At 66.3% G+C, this 15100-nt stretch carries 15 protein-coding genes and 1 riboswitch; of the genes, 3 read left to right on the top strand and 12 right to left on the bottom strand.

All coding sequences use genetic code 11. From position 1 onward, the window contains the following. The first annotated feature begins 50 nt into the window (after window positions 1–50). The 3 genes from AC2TZ7_RS02430 to AC2TZ7_RS02420 are packed head-to-tail and all read left to right on the top strand — an operon-like array spanning window position 51 to window position 2978. Window positions 51–1097 (top strand): pyridoxal-phosphate dependent enzyme, encoded by a 1047-nt coding sequence (locus tag AC2TZ7_RS02430; protein WP_489865770.1) that lies wholly within the window; start codon window positions 51–53, stop codon window positions 1095–1097. Further along, window positions 1090–2265, top strand: a complete 1176-nt coding sequence (locus tag AC2TZ7_RS02425) for a M24 family metallopeptidase (protein WP_489865769.1) — start codon at window positions 1090–1092, stop codon at window positions 2263–2265. Before AC2TZ7_RS02430 ends, AC2TZ7_RS02425 begins: the two co-directional genes overlap by 8 nt. Beyond that, the gene (locus AC2TZ7_RS02420) at window positions 2265–2978 is read left to right on the top strand and encodes a maleate cis-trans isomerase family protein (protein ID WP_489865768.1); all 714 of its coding nucleotides are present in this window, start codon (window positions 2265–2267) and stop codon (window positions 2976–2978) included. The genes AC2TZ7_RS02425 and AC2TZ7_RS02420 overlap by 1 nt, the downstream gene beginning before the upstream one ends. Before the next feature lie 43 nt (window positions 2979–3021). Here the strand turns inward: AC2TZ7_RS02420 and AC2TZ7_RS02415 are convergent, their stop codons facing one another. The 12 genes from AC2TZ7_RS02415 to AC2TZ7_RS02360 form a co-directional block, all read right to left on the bottom strand. Further along, entirely contained in the window at window positions 3022–3186 is a 165-nt protein-coding gene (locus AC2TZ7_RS02415; RefSeq protein ID WP_098412302.1) for a peptidase M23, read from the bottom strand. Next, window positions 3183–3683 (bottom strand): hypothetical protein, encoded by a 501-nt coding sequence (locus AC2TZ7_RS02410; RefSeq protein ID WP_098412301.1) that lies wholly within the window; start codon window positions 3681–3683, stop codon window positions 3183–3185. Before AC2TZ7_RS02410 ends, AC2TZ7_RS02415 begins: the two co-directional genes overlap by 4 nt. Window positions 3684–3686: 3 nt before the next feature. Continuing rightward, window positions 3687–4961, bottom strand: coding sequence for an agmatinase family protein (locus tag AC2TZ7_RS02405; protein WP_146673635.1), 1275 nt, complete (start codon window positions 4959–4961; stop codon window positions 3687–3689). Between the two features lie 103 nt (window positions 4962–5064). Beyond that, window positions 5065–5856, bottom strand: coding sequence for an ABC transporter ATP-binding protein (locus AC2TZ7_RS02400; RefSeq protein WP_489865767.1), 792 nt, complete (start codon window positions 5854–5856; stop codon window positions 5065–5067). Next, window positions 5853–6665, bottom strand: coding sequence for an ABC transporter permease (locus AC2TZ7_RS02395; RefSeq protein WP_078522763.1), 813 nt, complete (start codon window positions 6663–6665; stop codon window positions 5853–5855). Before AC2TZ7_RS02395 ends, AC2TZ7_RS02400 begins: the two co-directional genes overlap by 4 nt. A 57-nt stretch (window positions 6666–6722) precedes the next feature. Next, window positions 6723–7790, bottom strand: a complete 1068-nt coding sequence (locus AC2TZ7_RS02390; RefSeq protein WP_472158498.1) for a putative urea ABC transporter substrate-binding protein — start codon at window positions 7788–7790, stop codon at window positions 6723–6725. Between the two features lie 96 nt (window positions 7791–7886). Continuing rightward, a riboswitch (guanidine-I (ykkC/yxkD leader) is annotated at window positions 7887–7995 on the bottom strand. A gap of 209 nt (window positions 7996–8204) precedes the next feature. Continuing rightward, window positions 8205–9422, bottom strand: a complete 1218-nt coding sequence (locus AC2TZ7_RS02385) for an efflux RND transporter periplasmic adaptor subunit (RefSeq protein WP_098412297.1) — start codon at window positions 9420–9422, stop codon at window positions 8205–8207. Between the two features lie 3 nt (window positions 9423–9425). Then, window positions 9426–11789, bottom strand: a complete 2364-nt coding sequence (locus tag AC2TZ7_RS02380) for an ABC transporter permease (RefSeq protein WP_489865766.1) — start codon at window positions 11787–11789, stop codon at window positions 9426–9428. A 4-nt stretch (window positions 11790–11793) separates the two neighbouring features. Next, window positions 11794–12498 carry an ABC transporter ATP-binding protein gene (locus AC2TZ7_RS02375; protein ID WP_489865765.1) on the bottom strand — a complete coding sequence of 235 codons (705 nt, stop codon included), beginning with the start codon at window positions 12496–12498 and terminating at the stop codon, window positions 11794–11796. Window positions 12499–12649: 151 nt separating this feature from the next. Beyond that, the gene (locus tag AC2TZ7_RS02370; RefSeq protein WP_489865764.1) at window positions 12650–13144 is read right to left on the bottom strand and encodes a hypothetical protein; all 495 of its coding nucleotides are present in this window, start codon (window positions 13142–13144) and stop codon (window positions 12650–12652) included. A gap of 148 nt (window positions 13145–13292) precedes the next feature. Continuing rightward, entirely contained in the window at window positions 13293–13679 is a 387-nt protein-coding gene (locus AC2TZ7_RS02365) for a DUF302 domain-containing protein (RefSeq protein ID WP_489865763.1), read from the bottom strand. Between the two features lie 28 nt (window positions 13680–13707). Next, window positions 13708–15093: an MBL fold metallo-hydrolase gene (locus AC2TZ7_RS02360; protein WP_489865762.1), complete on the bottom strand. Its 1386-nt coding sequence runs from the start codon at window positions 15091–15093 to the stop codon at window positions 13708–13710. Between the last annotated feature and the right edge of the window lie 7 nt (window positions 15094–15100).

Raw genomic sequence — 15100 nt, 5'->3', positions numbered from 1 at the left:
GGACGTCTCGTTGCCTTATGGACCTGCTTCCATCGCAGCGAGGGTCCGACATGCCGATCATCATAGACAATCCCTGGCGCGGTGACGGGCTCGACCCGGAGGGTGTTCAGCCCCTCGCGGATGCCTCGGGCGTGGCCAGCCTGCTTGCGCGCTGTCCGGCACATCACGAGACCCCGCTGCGCGCGGCGCCCGGGATTGCGGAGCGCGCCGGGGTCGGCAAGGTCTGGATCAAGGACGAGCGCGAGCGCATGGGGCTGGGTAGCTTCAAGGCGCTGGGCGCGGTCCATGCGATTGCCCAGGAGGCCGCTGCGCGCGCCGAGGGCGACGACCTGCAGACGGCCCTCGCCGGTGAGACCTATGTCGCGGCCAGCGCGGGAAATCACGGCCTCTCGGTCGCGGCTGGCGCTCGGATATTCGGGGCCCGCGCGATCATCTATCTGGCCGAGACCGTGCCTGAGGCCTTCGCCGCGCGGTTGGAGGCACGCGGGGCCGAGGTCGTGCGGGCTGGCGCGGAGTATCAAGCGAGCATGGAGGCCGCCGAGACGGCCGCCGCGGAGAACGGCTGGACGCTTCTGTCGGACAGCTCGTGGGAGGGCTATGTCGAACTGCCGCTGCGGGTGATGGAGGGTTACACCCAGCTTGCCGCCGAGGCCGTCGCGCAGATCGACGCGCCGCCCACTCATATCCTGCTGCAGGCGGGGGTCGGCGGTCTCGCGGCAGCCGTCGCGGCCCATGCGCGGCTGGCTTGGGGCGACGGGCCTGAGATCATCGTGGTCGAACCCGATGCGGCGCCTGCGCTGATCGAGAGCATTCGCGCGGGGCATCTGGTGAGCACGGAAGGGCCGGTCTCCGCGATGGGGCGGCTCGATTGCAAGACCCCTTCGATGGTGGCGCTGGCGGGTCTGTCGCGCGATGCGGATCGCTTCGCCACGATCACCGAAGCCGAGGCGCAGTCCGGCGTCGATATCCTCGCCGCACATGGGCTGGCCACGACGCCTTCGGGCGGAGCCGGGCTGGCGGCTCTGCTTGCCGGGCTGTCGCTGAGCCCCGAGGCGCGCGTGCTGGCGATCCTCAGCGAAGGCCCGGAAGATGGCTGAGCGCTCGCTCATCTTTCCGGCGGAGGAGTTTCGCACCCGCGTCAGCCGCCTGCAGGCCGAGATGAGCGAACGGGGTCTGGATGCGCTGTTTCTGACCTCGGCTGCGGATATCTTCTACGTCACGGGCTTCCTGACCCGGTTCTGGGAAAGCCCCGCGCGCCCGTGGTTCGTGATCGTTCCGGCCAGCGGTGCGCCGGTCGCGGTGATCCCCTCCATCGGGGCTGAACTGATGGGCCGCACATGGATGACGCAGGTCCGCACTTGGGATGCGCCCGATCCGACGGATGACGGCGTGAGCCTGCTTGCCGAGACGCTCTGCGATCTGCTGCCGGAGAGCGCGCGGATCGGGGTGCCGATGGGGTTGGAGACGCAGCTGCGGATGCCGCTCGCGGATTACGTGCGGCTCGGGGAGCGTATCGCGCCGCGGCGCTTCATCGACGGCACCGCCGCGATCCAGCGGGTGCGCGAGATCAAGAGCGCGGCGGAGATCGAGAAGATCCGCACGGCCTGCGCCATCGCGGGTCGTGCTTTTGCGCGCGTGCCGGAATTCGCGGGGCGGGGGCGCCCGCTCGACGGGATTTTCCGGGCCTTCCAGTCCGCGCTTCTTGAGGAGGGGGCCGACTGGGTCAGCTATGTCGCCGGGGCGGCGGGGCCATCGGGCTATGACGATGTGATCTCGCCCGCCGGACCCGCGCCGCTGCAGGCGGGCGATGTGCTGATGCTGGATACCGGCGCGGTGCGCGACGGGTATTTCTGCGATTTCGACCGCAATTTCTCGGTCGGGCCGGCGTCGGAGCCGGTGCGGCGCACCCATGCCGCGCTCTGGGAGGTGACTGAGGCGGCGATGGCGCAGCTGCGGCCCGGGATGCGGGCGCGCGACGCGCATCGTCTGCTGGTCGAGGGGCTGGCGGCGCGCGGTGTCGCGGCGGGCGGTGGGCGTCTGGGCCACGGGCTAGGGATCACGCTGACGGAATGGCCGTCCTTCACCCCGCGCGACAACACCGAACTGCGCGAGGGCATGGTGCTGACGCTCGAGCCCGGCGCTTGGGTCGAGACCGCGCAGGGCCCGCGCCGCCTGTTGGTCCATGAGGAAAACATCGTCCTGCGCGCGACCGGGGCGGAGCTGCTGTCGCCGCGCGCGCCTGAAACCCTGCCGGAGCTGAACTGATGGCCGATTTCCCTTATCGTCTTCGCGAAGACGTCACGCCGACGATGGGGCTGATCGTGCTGCGTGTGGATGAGACCATCGAGGACGAATTCCGTCGCTACATCCCGCCGGGTGACGCGCGGATGCATGTCACGCGCGTCCATTCGGGCGACGATCTGACCCCGTCGAGCATCGCCGAGATGGAGCGCGCTTTGAGCGGCGCGGCGGCGTTGCTGCCGCCTGCGGCGAAGTTCGATGTGGTGGGCTATGGCTGCACCTCTGGCGCGGCGCTGATCGGGCCGATTGAGGTGCGGGCGAATGTCATGGCGGGCGTCACGACGCAGCATGTGACCGATCCGCTGAGTGCTGCGCTGGCTGCGATTTCCGATCTCGGGCTGGAGCGGGTGGGCATCGTCTCGCCCTATGTCGCCTCGGTCGCGGAGCCTTTGCGGGCCGCCTTCGTCGCCGCAGGGATCACCGTGCCCGCGACCCTGTCTTTCGGCGAGGAGGTCGAGGCGCGGGTGGCGCGGATCGATCCGGCCTCAATCGCGGAGGCCGCGCGGAGCCTTGCGGGGCAGGCCAAGCTGGACGGGATTTTCCTGTCCTGCACCAATCTGCGGACGCGGCGGATTTTGCCGGAGTTGAAAGCGGAGCTCGGGATGCCGATGCTCAGCTCGAACCAGGCGCTGGCCTGGCATATGCGCAAGCTGGCGGGGCTGGGCGTGCCGGAGTGAAACAAGGCGCCCGTCGGGCGCCTTGTAAGGTCGTTTCGAGAAATCAGCGGCGCGATCTGACGAATTCGACGATGCCATAGACCGCGAGGGCGGCGACGCCGACGATCAGCATCGGCTCGACACCGTGGGTATGGAACTGCGTGCCGGAATGCGCGAGGGCCGGGCTTGCCGCCATTGCGCCCAGAAGCGTTGCGAAGCTGGTCTTCATTGGTCGATCTCTTTCTTGCGTTGAGTCAGGAAGTCGCGGATGTCGAGGACGGATTTCTCGTCCATCGACACGTAGATCAGCGACATGTTGGTGCGTTCGCGGACCATCTCGCCCGGGAACGGAAGGTAGGACAACTCGCGCGAGCCGAAGGAGGGCGAGGCGGTGCCCACCTGCCATTCGGTCTTGAGCTCCACATCCACGAGTTTCAGCGATTTCGGCCCCGTGGACGAAGGACGCTCGAAGGGGACACCGGCGAGCTTGAGATAGCTCGTCTTGTCGGAGGCCTGCATGAAGCCGTCGATGAACTGGGTGGCCAGAACCTGCAGGTCCGCCGCCTCGTCCTCGTGATGCATGTGGCTGTGCAGATGCTCGCCATGGGCGTGATTGTGACCATGCCCGTGATGCGCGTGGTCATGGGAATGCCCGTGGCTGTGCCCGTGACTGTGCCCGTGATCGTGGTGGTGATGATGCCCGTGGGGGGCGTGATCATGCGGCATGGCTCAGCCCACCTTATGCGGTTCGGAATTCGACCAGCGCTTGCCTTCGAATTCGCCATGGGGCAGCGAGACGGGCTTGTCGATATGCTTGCGATGCGCGCCGAGCTTGCCATTGGCGACCAGCGAGCCCAGCACATCCACGATCACCCGTGTGCCCATCAGCGCGGTGATGTCGGACACGTCATAGGGCGGCGCGACCTCGACCAGCTCCATCCCGCAGATGCCTTCGGCCGCGATGCCGGAGGCCAGCGCCAGCGCTTCGCGCGGCAGGAAGCCACCCGGTTCGGGCCAGCCGGTGCCGGGCACGAAGCCGCAGTCGATGGAGTCGATATCGAAGGACATATAGACCATGTCGACCCCGTCCCACGCCATCTCCAGCGCCATCTCGATCGTCTTGTCGATGCCCATCTTCTCCATGTCGCCCATGGTGATGATGTTGGTCTCACGCTCGCGCGCGACCTTCACCGCCTCGCGCGGGACCTGCCAGCCGCCGATGCCGATCTGCACGAGGTTCTTCGCGGGCACGTTGGGCAGGTTGGTCGAGTGGAACCACGGCGTGGTGTGCATCCGCTCGTCGAGGTCTTTTTCCTGAATGTCGGCATGGCGGTCGAAATGGACGATGCCGATCTTCTTCGAGGTGCATTCGGCGATGCCGCGCACGCAGGGGAAGCCGATCGAGTGGTCGCCGCCGATCATGATCGGGAGCGAGCCCGACGAGAAGACGTGGCTGACGGCGCGGCTGATTTGATCGAAGCTCTTCTCGATATTCGCCGGGATGGTGAACACGTCGCCCGCATCGCAGAGCGTCATCTGTTCGCGCAGGTCGACGCCGATCTCGTAGTTGTAAGGCGTGTAGAGCGCGGAGATCTTGCGCACGCCCTGCGGCCCGAAGCGGGTGCCCGCGCGGTAAGTGGTGCCGCCGTCGAAGGGAATGCCCAGCACGGTCGCGTCGTAATGCGAGACCTCCAGCACGTCCTCGGCATAGGGCGCTTTCAGGAAGGTGTTGATGCCCGCGTAATGGGGCAGCTCGCCGCGCGCGAAGGTCGGGATCGACTTGTCCTCGATGCTGTCCGCGCCGGTCAGACCCATGCGCAGCGCCCAGCGGCGTTCCTCGTCCCAGCGGCCCTCAGGGAGTTCCGCCTCTTTGCGCATCGCCTTCCAGCCGGCGAGCTTGGTCAGGTCCGGGTGGTGCTGGCGGCGCTCGCGCAGGGCATGCGCCGCGATGGCCGCTTGCGGGTGGTGCGGGCGCGATCGCCCGCCTGGCAGGTCATGGAACATCTCTGTCTCCAATCTATCGAAGCCCCGGATCGGGGCAGGCTGTCTGGACCTTGGCGGCGGCCCGCGCGCGGGGCCCAGCGGCGCGCGCGGTGAAACTTTGATCTCAGTCCGGTGCGGGTGCAGGGTCGCTTTGCGCAGCCAGAGACGGGATCTTGTCGAGGATGTGCTGATACGGAATTCCGTGATCGCGGGCGTCGAAATCATAGGTGATCGTCGCGCCGTAGCGTTCGGGATAATCCGGATCCCAGCGGGTCTTGTCGAACACCAGAACGCGGTCGCCCAGCTTGAAGCCCTCGCCCAGATCATGGGTGACCATGAAGACGGTCATGCTGGTCTCGGCGCGCAGCTGCGTCAGGAATTCATGCATCGAGAGCCGTGTGCCCGGATCGAGCGCGCCGAAGGGCTCGTCCAGCAGCAGGATGCGCGGCCGGGCATGCAGCGCCTGCCCGATGGCGAGACGTTGCTGCATCCCGCCCGAGAGCGTCGAGGGGTAGTTCTTCGCGACATGCGCGAGCCCGATCCGCTCGAGAACCTCATCGGCGCGCGCCCGGGCCTCGCGCAGCTTCGCGCCGCGAAACCAGCCCCAGCCTTTCGGGAAACTCTCGGCGGCGACGATGTTGTCGCGCACGGTCATATGCGGGAAGACCGAGTATTTCTGGAACACCACGCCGCGTTCGCGACCCGGTTCGCGCGCAGGCGTGCCGCCATCGACGGTGATGCGTCCGCGCGTGGGCGTCTCGTCGGCCAGCAGAAGCCGCAGGAAGGTGGATTTGCCGCAGCCGGAGGCGCCGACGATCGAGACGAACTCGCCCTCGGCCACGTTGAGATTGACGCGTTCGATGATCGGGCGACCGTCGTATTCCTGGAAGACATCGCGGACGGTGACGAAGCTCATAGCCCACCTCCCAGCCACGGGAAGGCTTTGCGCGAGAGCGTCTTGAGCGCGAAGTCGATCAGGAAGGCGAGTAGCGTGATCCAGATGACGTAGGTCAGGATGATATCCATCGCGAGGTAACGCCGGACGAGGAAGATGCGGTAGCCAAGGCCGACCTCGGCCGCGACGGCTTCGGCGGCAATGAGGAACAGCCACGCGGCACCGAGCGAGAGGCGGATGGCCGCGATCAGCCGCGGCAGGATTTGCGGCAGCACGACGCGCAGCGCGATGACCCATGTGGAGGCGCCCAGCGTCTGCGCCTTCACGATCTCTTCGTGCGGAATGTCGAGCACCCGCTGCGAGAGGTCGCGGATCAGGAAGGGTGTGATGCCGATCACGATCAGCACGATCTTCGAGGTCTCGCCCAGCCCGAAGACGATGAACAGGATCGGCAGCAGCGCCAGCGGCGGCACCATCGAGAGCACCGCGACGAAGCTGGACAATCCGCGCCGGACGTAAGGCAGCAGCCCGATCCCGACGCCGACCGTCAGCGAGATCAGCGCCCCGATGCCGACGCCGAAGGCCAGACGCCGAAGGCTCGCGAAAGTATCGGCCCAGAGGAGGATTTCGCCGGTGCGCTTGTTCGGCTCGGTGAACAGCCGCCCGGCGGTGTTCATGATGGTCTCGGGCGCGGGCAGCAGCTTGTCTTGCGGGTTCGCCGCAAGCCGGATTTCCGAGCCGATCCAATAGGCGATCAGCACCGCCACGAAGGGCAGCGCGGCCAGCAGGATGCCGGTGGGCCGGGTCGGATGTCGGTTGAGCAGACGCATGGGCGCTTTCGGCAATTGGCGGAAAAAGGGCCCGGCCCGAAGGCCGGGCAAGTCAGATCAAAGCGCGCCGTCGGCCGCCATCTGCATGTAGGTGGTGTCGAAGCGCAGCTTCACGTTGGCTTCGTCGCCCGTCACCGAGCCGTCGGGATATTCGACGCCGACGAAATCGGCCGAAGGCGCATCGACACCAAGGATGCCCTTGTCGAACAGGAAGTTCGCGACCGTCGTCATGGTCTCGGGCATCTCGGCGCTCGAGGCCTGCTCCACCGCCTTGGCCGGATCGTAGAACATCGCCGTCGCGGCGAGCTGGGCCTTGTAGCCTTCGAGATCGGTGCCGGCGGCCTCGGCCATCGCGGTCAGGGCCTCTTCGTCGCCTGCGGCCATCTTCGACATGACCTCATACCAGGCGCCGACCACAGCCTTGCCGAAATCGGGGTTGTCCTTGAGCGTCTCGGTATTCACCACCATCAGATCGAGAATTTCGCCCGGAATCTGCGAGCTGTCGAACAGCTTGTTCGCATCGGGGTTGGTGTCGAGGATTTCCGAAACCAGCGGGTTCCACGTCACGACGGTCTCGACCTCGGGGGTCGCGAAAGCGGCGATCATGTCGGCGTCGGAGGTGTTCACGACACCGGCCAGATCCTTCTCGGCCAGCCCGGCTTTATCGAGTGCGCGTGCCAGCAGGTAATGCGAGACCGACAGCTCGACGAGGTTCACCTTGGTGTCCTTCAGCTCCTCGATCGAGGTCGCTTTCTTCGAGATGATCGCGTCATTGCCGTCGGAATAGTCGCCGACGATCAGCGCGGTCGTGTCGACGCCGCCGCCCGACGGGATCGAGAGCGTGTCCATGTTGGTCGCCGAGACGCCATCGAAGCCGCCCGCGGTGTATTGGTTGATCGATTCCACGTAGTCGTTGATCTGAACGATATCGACGGTGATGCCGTATTTCTCGGCCCATTTGTCCATGATCCCCGAGCTGTCCAGATAGCCCCAGGGCATCCAGCCGGCATAGATCGACCATGCGAGTTTGAAATCGGTTTTCTGCTCGGCCATCGCGGGCGAGAGAGAGGCGGCGAGAACGCCCAAGCTGAGGGCCGTGGCGGACAGGAATTTCGTTCTGGTCATGGTCTTCCCCGTTGGCATGCGTCCCGCCTTTTTATGGCGTAGAGGCCGACCCGCTGGCGGAACAAGAGATGAGGCGCGGGTCAGACCTGCGCAGTAATCTCCCGGGATTTTGGCCCGCCGTGTGCCCGCACGGAATTTGCCGCGTGGGTGGCACTTCTCGGACCAGACCTGCCTTGTCGGCAACGGAACCCTAAGCGCCCTGCACCATCATTCGGGCATGACCTTGGTGCGTTTCCAAAGCTGGAGAGGGGGCAAAAGCCGCCTCGATTGCGCCCCGCATGGCATTTGGGCGCGAAAAACTCTCAAATGATGGTTTTTTGGGCGTCACCCCAAGCATTTTTGATCGGTTGGTGCGCTTTTCGTGCGGCTTCGTGATTCCTCGCGAGGGGGTCGCGGCGGGGCGTGAGGCGCATCTCACCCGCCGGATCGCGCCTCCACCGGCGAGCCGTCTTCCAGCGTCTCGACCGGATAGAGCACGACGCGGTCGCCCTCGCTCAGACCGTCCTGAAGCTCGGCATAGGTGCCGTTATCGGTCCCGATTTTCACGTTCACTTCCCGCGCGCGCCCGTCCTCGACCTTGAAGACGGCCCAGCCGGTGCCGCGCCGGAACAAGGCGCTCGACGGGACGCGCAGCGCGTCGGGGTTCTGCCAGACCACGATCCGGGCGGTCACCTGAAAGCCGTGGCCCAGACCCGCGCGCTGCGCGGAATCGCCGGTGAAGGCGATGACCACGCCGACGCGTTGCTCCTCGACACCCAGGGCGGAGACTTTCGTCGTGCCCGACGGGTCGATGCGGACCACCTTGCCCTCCAGCACGTCCGGCCCGCCCCAATCGGTGATCTCCACCGGATCGCCGAGGCGCACGCGCACCGCGTCGCGCGAGAGAAGATCGGCCACGACTTCTAACCCCTCCGAGATGTCGCCGATCTCCATGATCGGGGAGCCCGCGGAGAGCACGGTCTCGTTTTCCTGCAGGATTTGCAGCACCGTTCCGGTCGCGGGCGCATAAAGCGGGATCGTCTCGACACCCTCACTGTTGCTCGCGGCCGCATCGTTCTGCAGCACGGATTTCGCCGAGGCCAGCGCCGCCTCGCGCATCGCGATGGCGGCTTTCGCGGCGGCTTCCTGCGCGGCGGCGTAATCGGCATTGATCTGATCGCGGTCCAGCTTGGACTGGCTGATCGTGCCGGAAAGCGCGAGCCGCTGCGACCGCGCGAGATCGCTATCGGCCTGTTCGCGCATCGCGACGGCGGCGCGGTAATCGCCCTCGGCCGCGCTCAGCGCGGCTTGGGCCTCGGCCAGCGCGGCCTCCGCCTGCGCCCGGCTGCGCGCATCCAGCACGGCGGGCAGGGCGGGGCGCATCCGGGCGACGACCGTCTCGTTTGCGACGACATGATCGCCGACATGGATATCGAGCCGCTGCAGCCTGCCGCTCACCGGGGTCGAGACCGTGTAGCTTTCGCTGACGCGGGTCCGGCCATCATCCTCGATGACGAGCTTCATCGGGCCGCGCGTGACCTCGCCCATATCGACGGTCTGCGGCTGCGGCCAAAGCAGCGCAGCGATTGCGCCCGCCGCGATCAGGCCGATCAGGATGAGAATGAGCCATCTGGTCCGGGGTTTTGGTGTCACGGGTCAGTCCCTCGCCTTGAGCGCCGAAATCATGTTCAACCGATCCAGCGCGCGGCGCAACATCAGGATCGAGGCCAGTGTCGCCGAAACCACGACCAGCACCGCCATCGCGATGCTGGGTAGATCGAAGCTGACGCTGACCCGGTAGAGTTCGTTGGAGAAAACGCGTGCGATCAACTTGGCAAGCGTCCAGCCGAACCAGATGCCGACCGGGAGCGCGCAGGCGACCAGCAGGGTGATCTCTCCGGCCAGGATCAGCGTCACCTCGGAGCGGGTGAAGCCAAGGACGCGCAGGCTCGCCAATTCATGCGCGCGTTCGGCGAATGCGTTGCGCGCGGCGTTGTAGACGATGCCGAAGCTCAGCACGAAAGCGATCGCGCCGAAGACGAAGCGCATCTGGCCCGCGCCCTCGTCGGCGATTTCCCGGAACGCCGCCAGACTGTCGGATTTGATCGAGACGCCCGCGACTTTGGGGCGCTCGCGCAGCTCGTGCAGAAGCTCCGGCGACGGGGCGCCTTCGGTGCGGATCGAGACGGAGGTGATCCGGTCCGCCTCGCCCACGGCACGGGTCAGCGAGTCGAGGCGCATATAGGCCGGCGCGCCCAGCAGGGTGTCGGAGATCGCCGCGACCGGCAGCGACAGGGTTCGCTTGCGGCCCTCGGTGACTTCGGCGGTGAGGTTTTCGCCCGGCTGAAGTTTCAGCACATCCGCGAGCCCCCGCGAGATTACGACGCCCTGCGCGGGCAGGGCGATCGGCTCCAGATCGGGCCGCAGCGCGCGGTTGAGCTGCGCATCCTCGGACAGGCCGGTCAGTTCCCCGCGATGGGTGATGACGCCGTTGCGGAACAGGACCGGCACATAGCGCGTCGGTTCGGCCTCCAGCACGCCGGGCAGGTGCGCAATCTCATGCGTCACATCGCGCGAGACGGGGTGGATGAAGCTCACCGTCGCATCCGAGCGGTCGGCAAAGCCGAAGGTGACATCCATGGTGTGATCGAAGCCCGAATAGATCATCAGCATCGCCATGTTCAGCGCGAGGCCGGCGGCCACGCCCGCGACGGTGCCGAGGCTGCGCACCGGTTGCCGCGTGATCTGGCGCAGGATCATCCGCCCCGGCTGGTCGAAGAACCTCGTGACGATCGCGAGGAAGCCGACCCGGCCATGGGTGAAATCGGGCGGGGCAGGCGGGCGCATCGCCTCGGCGGGCGTCAGCCGGAACACCGTGCGCAGCGCAATCGCCGCACCGAGCGCGGCGGCGATCAGCGAGAAGGCGAGGCCCCCGGCGAAGGGACCGGGACGCATCGAGAAGACGAGATAGGGGAACTTGTAGAATTCCATGTAGAGCCCGGTGATCGACCGCCCGAGCATCACGCCCAGAGCCGATCCGAGCAGCGCGCCCGCGAAGGCGATCATCAGCGCCATTTCGAGGTAGTGCCCGGCGATCTCCGCCCCGCTATGGCCGAAGGCTTTCATCAACCCGATCTCGCGCCGCTCGGCCTGCACGATCCGGGTGATCGTGACATTGAGCAGGAAAGCTGCGACGGCGAGGAAGATCGGCGGCAGAAACACCCGCGACTGGCGCAGGCCCTTGAGTTCTTCCTCGATGAAGCGTGCCGAGGTCTGCTGGTCCTGCACATAGCCGGCGCCGCCGCCATAGGGCGCCATCAGCCGGTCGAGATCGGCCAGCACCGCCTTGCGGGGCCGCTCGCGCGTGGTGAGCGCCAGCACCTCGTTGAACGCGCCGTCGAGGTCGAGCACGGCACCGGCGGCCTTGCGCTCCATCCAGATCACGGCGAAGCGGCCATCGGTCGGGAAGAATTCGCCCGGCGCGGGCATGAACAGAAACTCCGGCGCGCGGGCGAAACCGACGACATGCAGTTTTTGGTGGCGGCCTTCGACGGTGACGCCGAGCGTATCGCCAAGCGCGATCTCGCGTGCGGCTGCGAATGTGTCGAGCAGCACGACCTCGTCGCTGCGCCCGGCGATGGGCTTGCGTCCCGCCGTCATCAGGATGCCGTTGAGCCCGGCCGGGCCGGGTAGCGACAGGATGCGCGCCTGCACCGGTTCGCCGCCATCCGCGTCGATCCGGCCGAAGCCGCTGATCCGGCCTTCGGCGGCCAGCACGCCGGGAATCGCGTTGACCTGTTCCATCATCGAGCTGGGCGCGCGGGTGAGCGGTTCGAAGACCTGCGCCAGCCGGTGCCGTTCGAAATAGGCGTCGCGGGTGACGGTGAGCGTATCGGTCAGCCCCGCCATCATCACCTGCACCATCACGCCCAGAGCGACGACCGCCGAGATCGCAAGCGCCTGCGCCCGGATGCGCCAGAGGTCGCGGAACAGCTTGCGATGGAGAACGGTCAGGGCCATCGGCTCACCATTCGATCTCGGCAGGATCGGCGCGGGTCTCGTTGACGATCGTCTCGCGCAACTGGCCATCGGTGAAATGCAGCACGCGATGCGCCATCGCCGCCGTCGCCGCCGCATGGGTGACGATCAGCACGGTGGTGCCCAGCTCGCGGTTCACATCGTTGAGCACCTGCAGCACCCGCCGCCCCGTCGTGCTGTCGAGCGCGCCGGTCGGCTCGTCGCAAAACAGCACCGCCGGGCGCTTCGCGATGGCCCGCGCGATGGCGACGCGCTGCTGCTCGCCGCCTGACATCTGCGCCGGGAAATGGTCGAGCCGTTCCTCCAGCCCCACCAGCCGCAGCGCCTCGCCCGCATCCATCGGGTCATGCGAGATCTCGGTCACCAGATCGACATTCTCGCGCGCGGTGAGGCTGGGCATCAGGTTGTAGAACTGGAAGACGAAGCCGACATGGCTGCGCCGATATTGGGTCAGCGCGCGGTCGGACATCTCGGTCAGGTTCTGCTCGCCGAACCACGCCTGACCCGAGCTTGGCCTGTCGAGCCCGCCGATGATGTTGAGAAAGGTGGATTTGCCGCTGCCCGAGGGGCCCAGCAGCACGACGACCTCGCTGCGCGGAATTTCGAGCGTCACCTCTCGGAGCGCGTGAACCGCGGCAGGACCTTCGCCATAGGTCTTCGACAGTGCTTCGGTGCGAAAGGCTGGCTGCACGCTCGGCCTCTTGAAATAGACAGGGCAGGGCGCCCGATCCGGATCAGATCACAGCCGTGTCAGACAGTCAAAACCTGTCGGGACCGGCGGCGGTTGGCATGTGCTTGCGTGGCCTTGGGGCATCGGGTGGCCGCCTCGCCGCACGGGCGCCTTAAGTGCTGAGGCTGTGGAAGAAGAGGTCGATTTCCAGCGCCAGTCCGAACTCGAATTCAGCCAGCTCGGGATGGGTCCATTCGTGCTGTTCGAGACGGTCGAGGAAGTCGCGCCGTTTGCGTTCATCGCTCGCATCCAGCGACAGGGTCTCGGCGGCGCGCAGCAGGTCGATCCGTTTATGGACCTCGCGCATGGCGGAGAAGGCTTCCATCATCACCGGCATCAGGCGCGGCTCGCTCTGCCAGGTTTGCCCGCCGAAGACCTCTTGCACGACACGGTTGCCGGAGCCGAGGCAATCATAGGCGACGCAGCCCGCCATACCTTCCTGCGTCAGCTTGTCGTGGATCGAGCAATCGTGCCCGCAAAGGTGCCGGCAGGGCTCGCCGGGGTTCTTGCTGAACGCGAAATCCTCGCCCTTGTCGAAGGCCAGCACAAGACAGCACAGGGCTGCGCATTGCGAACAGTCGGTCTTGAGACGATCGGTCTGGGACATTCGGGCCTTCGCTTAACGGGACCTCGCATGGGAGGTCGTCGGGCCGTGATATCCCGCAAAACGGCTCTCAAATGCAAGGGCTGCGCCAGACGCGCGTGCGGGTGCCCCGGCAGCGGCGGGGGATTCCGCTGCCGGGGGGCTCTCTGGCTCAAATGGCCTGAACGGCCTTTTCCAGCATGTCGCGGACTTCGCCTGCGACCGATTTCAGCTGCGGATTGTCGATCGCCGTCATCGAGGCCTGCGGGTCGATCGCGCAGACGAGGATGTCCGAACCGTCCTGCCGCAGGATGACGTTGCAGGGCAGCATCGCGCCGACATTCGGCTCCAGCTGGATCGCCTGATGCGCCATCTTCGGATTGCAGGCGCCGAGGATCATGTAGCCGGGCATGTCCTCGTCCAGCTTCTTCTTCATCGTGCCCTGCACGTCGATCTCGGTGAGCACGCCGAAGCCCTGCGCCTTGAGGGCCTCGCGGGTCCGGGTGTCGGCCTCTTCGAGCGTGGTATAGGTGAGGCGTTTGTCGATGGTGTAGCTCATGGTTTTGGCTCCTTGAGTTGAAAGCGGTTCAGGTTTCGACCGGGTAGGCCTGCGCGGACCATGCGCCGAAGCTGCCCGGCACCGCGGAGACGTTCTTGAACCCGGCGCGGTGCAGTAGGCTTGCGGCGAGGCTGGCGCGGTAGCCGCCCTGACAGTAGACGGCGTAGTCGGTCGCGCGGTCGAGCTGCGCCATCTCGTCGTCGAGCGTGCCGAGGAAACGGTGGATCGCGCCGGGGATATGACCGCCGTCCCACTCCTCGTCCTTGCGCACGTCGAGCGGGGTCAGATCGCTGCCCTTCAGCTCCTGCACCGTGACCTGCGGGATATGGGCGAGCGGTCGCCCGGAGGTGCGCCACGCGGCGATGCCTCCCGTCAGATAGCCCGCAAATTTGGTGAAGCCGACGCGCCAGAGTCGCAGTACGGCCTCGTCGATCTCACTGTCTTTTTCGCTCACGAGCGCGATCGGCTTGTCAGGATCGAGCATCCAGCCCGCCCAGACCGACAGCTCCGGCTGCAGGCCGATATTGAGCGCGCCTTCGATGAAGCCGCCGCCGAAGGCGAGCATGTCGCGCCCATCGACGAGCTGCACATCGTCCTTGGCGATCAGCGCCTCGAACTCCTCCGGCGTCTTGCCGATGCAGCGCGGCAATCCGTGCATCACCTCGGGGCCCTCCGCGTTGACCTTCTTGAGGCGCGGGTAATGCGTGGGCACCGGTGGGGCGTCCTTCGTCATCTCGTCCTTGAAGGCCTCCAGATCGGTGATCTGGACGTATTTGTTATGGGTTTTCTCATAGGCGATGCTGGTCGACATCCGGTCGCCGATATTCGGCCCGCAGGCCGAGCCCGCGCCGTGACAGGGATAGACGAGCACGCCCTCGGGCAGCTGCATGTAGAATTCCTGCGTGGTGCGGAACAGCGCCTCGGTCAGTTCCTCGGTCTTGTCGTCGCCCAAGAGGTCGGGCCGGCCGACCGAATCCACGAAGAAGGAATCCCCGCTCAGCACACCCCACGGGTCGTCATTGTCCTTCTCGTAGAGCAGGAAGGAGACATGTTCGGGCGTGTGGCCCGGCGTGTGCCGCGTCTCGAGCGTGAGATCGCCAAAGGTGAACTTGTCGCCATCGCGGATGCCCTCATGAGCGAAATCATATTCGGCGCCGCCTTCGACGCTGACGCAAAGCTTGGGCGCGCCATCCAGCCGGGCCACCAATTCGCGCGCGCCCGACAGGAAGTCGGCGTGGATATGGGTCTCGAATACATGGGTGATCGTCAGGCCGAGCGCCTTGGCGCGCTCGATATAGATGTCGCAATCCGGGCGGGGATCGACGACGGCGGCGGTGCCGTTGCCGGTGTCGCCCAAGAGGTAGGAGCACTGGGCGATCCCTTCCGCAAGGATCTGTTCAAAACGCATGGTCATGTCATCT

It is taken from the genome of Thioclava sp. ISO4 (genome assembly GCF_058105145.1).
The sequence above is the reverse complement of the archived record's forward strand: the minus strand, read 5'-3'. Positions and strand labels throughout refer to the sequence as shown.

Coding starts and splice junctions, on each gene's coding strand:
- AC2TZ7_RS02405 (WP_146673635.1), bottom strand. CDS start 4,961: ATGTTCCATGACCTGCCAGGCGGGCGATCGCGCCCGCACCACCCGCAA.
- AC2TZ7_RS02415 (WP_098412302.1), bottom strand. CDS start 3,186: ATGAAGACCAGCTTCGCAACGCTTCTGGGCGCAATGGCGGCAAGCCCG.
- AC2TZ7_RS02420 (WP_489865768.1), top strand. CDS start 2,265: ATGGCCGATTTCCCTTATCGTCTTCGCGAAGACGTCACGCCGACGATG.
- AC2TZ7_RS02360 (WP_489865762.1), bottom strand. CDS start 15,093: ATGACCATGCGTTTTGAACAGATCCTTGCGGAAGGGATCGCCCAGTGC.
- AC2TZ7_RS02395 (WP_078522763.1), bottom strand. CDS start 6,665: ATGCGTCTGCTCAACCGACATCCGACCCGGCCCACCGGCATCCTGCTG.
- AC2TZ7_RS02430 (WP_489865770.1), top strand. CDS start 51: ATGCCGATCATCATAGACAATCCCTGGCGCGGTGACGGGCTCGACCCG.
- AC2TZ7_RS02425 (WP_489865769.1), top strand. CDS start 1,090: ATGGCTGAGCGCTCGCTCATCTTTCCGGCGGAGGAGTTTCGCACCCGC.
- AC2TZ7_RS02370 (WP_489865764.1), bottom strand. CDS start 13,144: ATGTCCCAGACCGATCGTCTCAAGACCGACTGTTCGCAATGCGCAGCC.
- AC2TZ7_RS02400 (WP_489865767.1), bottom strand. CDS start 5,856: ATGAGCTTCGTCACCGTCCGCGATGTCTTCCAGGAATACGACGGTCGC.
- AC2TZ7_RS02410 (WP_098412301.1), bottom strand. CDS start 3,683: ATGCCGCATGATCACGCCCCCCACGGGCATCATCACCACCACGATCAC.
- AC2TZ7_RS02380 (WP_489865766.1), bottom strand. CDS start 11,789: ATGGCCCTGACCGTTCTCCATCGCAAGCTGTTCCGCGACCTCTGGCGC.
- AC2TZ7_RS02365 (WP_489865763.1), bottom strand. CDS start 13,679: ATGAGCTACACCATCGACAAACGCCTCACCTATACCACGCTCGAAGAG.
- AC2TZ7_RS02390 (WP_472158498.1), bottom strand. CDS start 7,790: ATGACCAGAACGAAATTCCTGTCCGCCACGGCCCTCAGCTTGGGCGTT.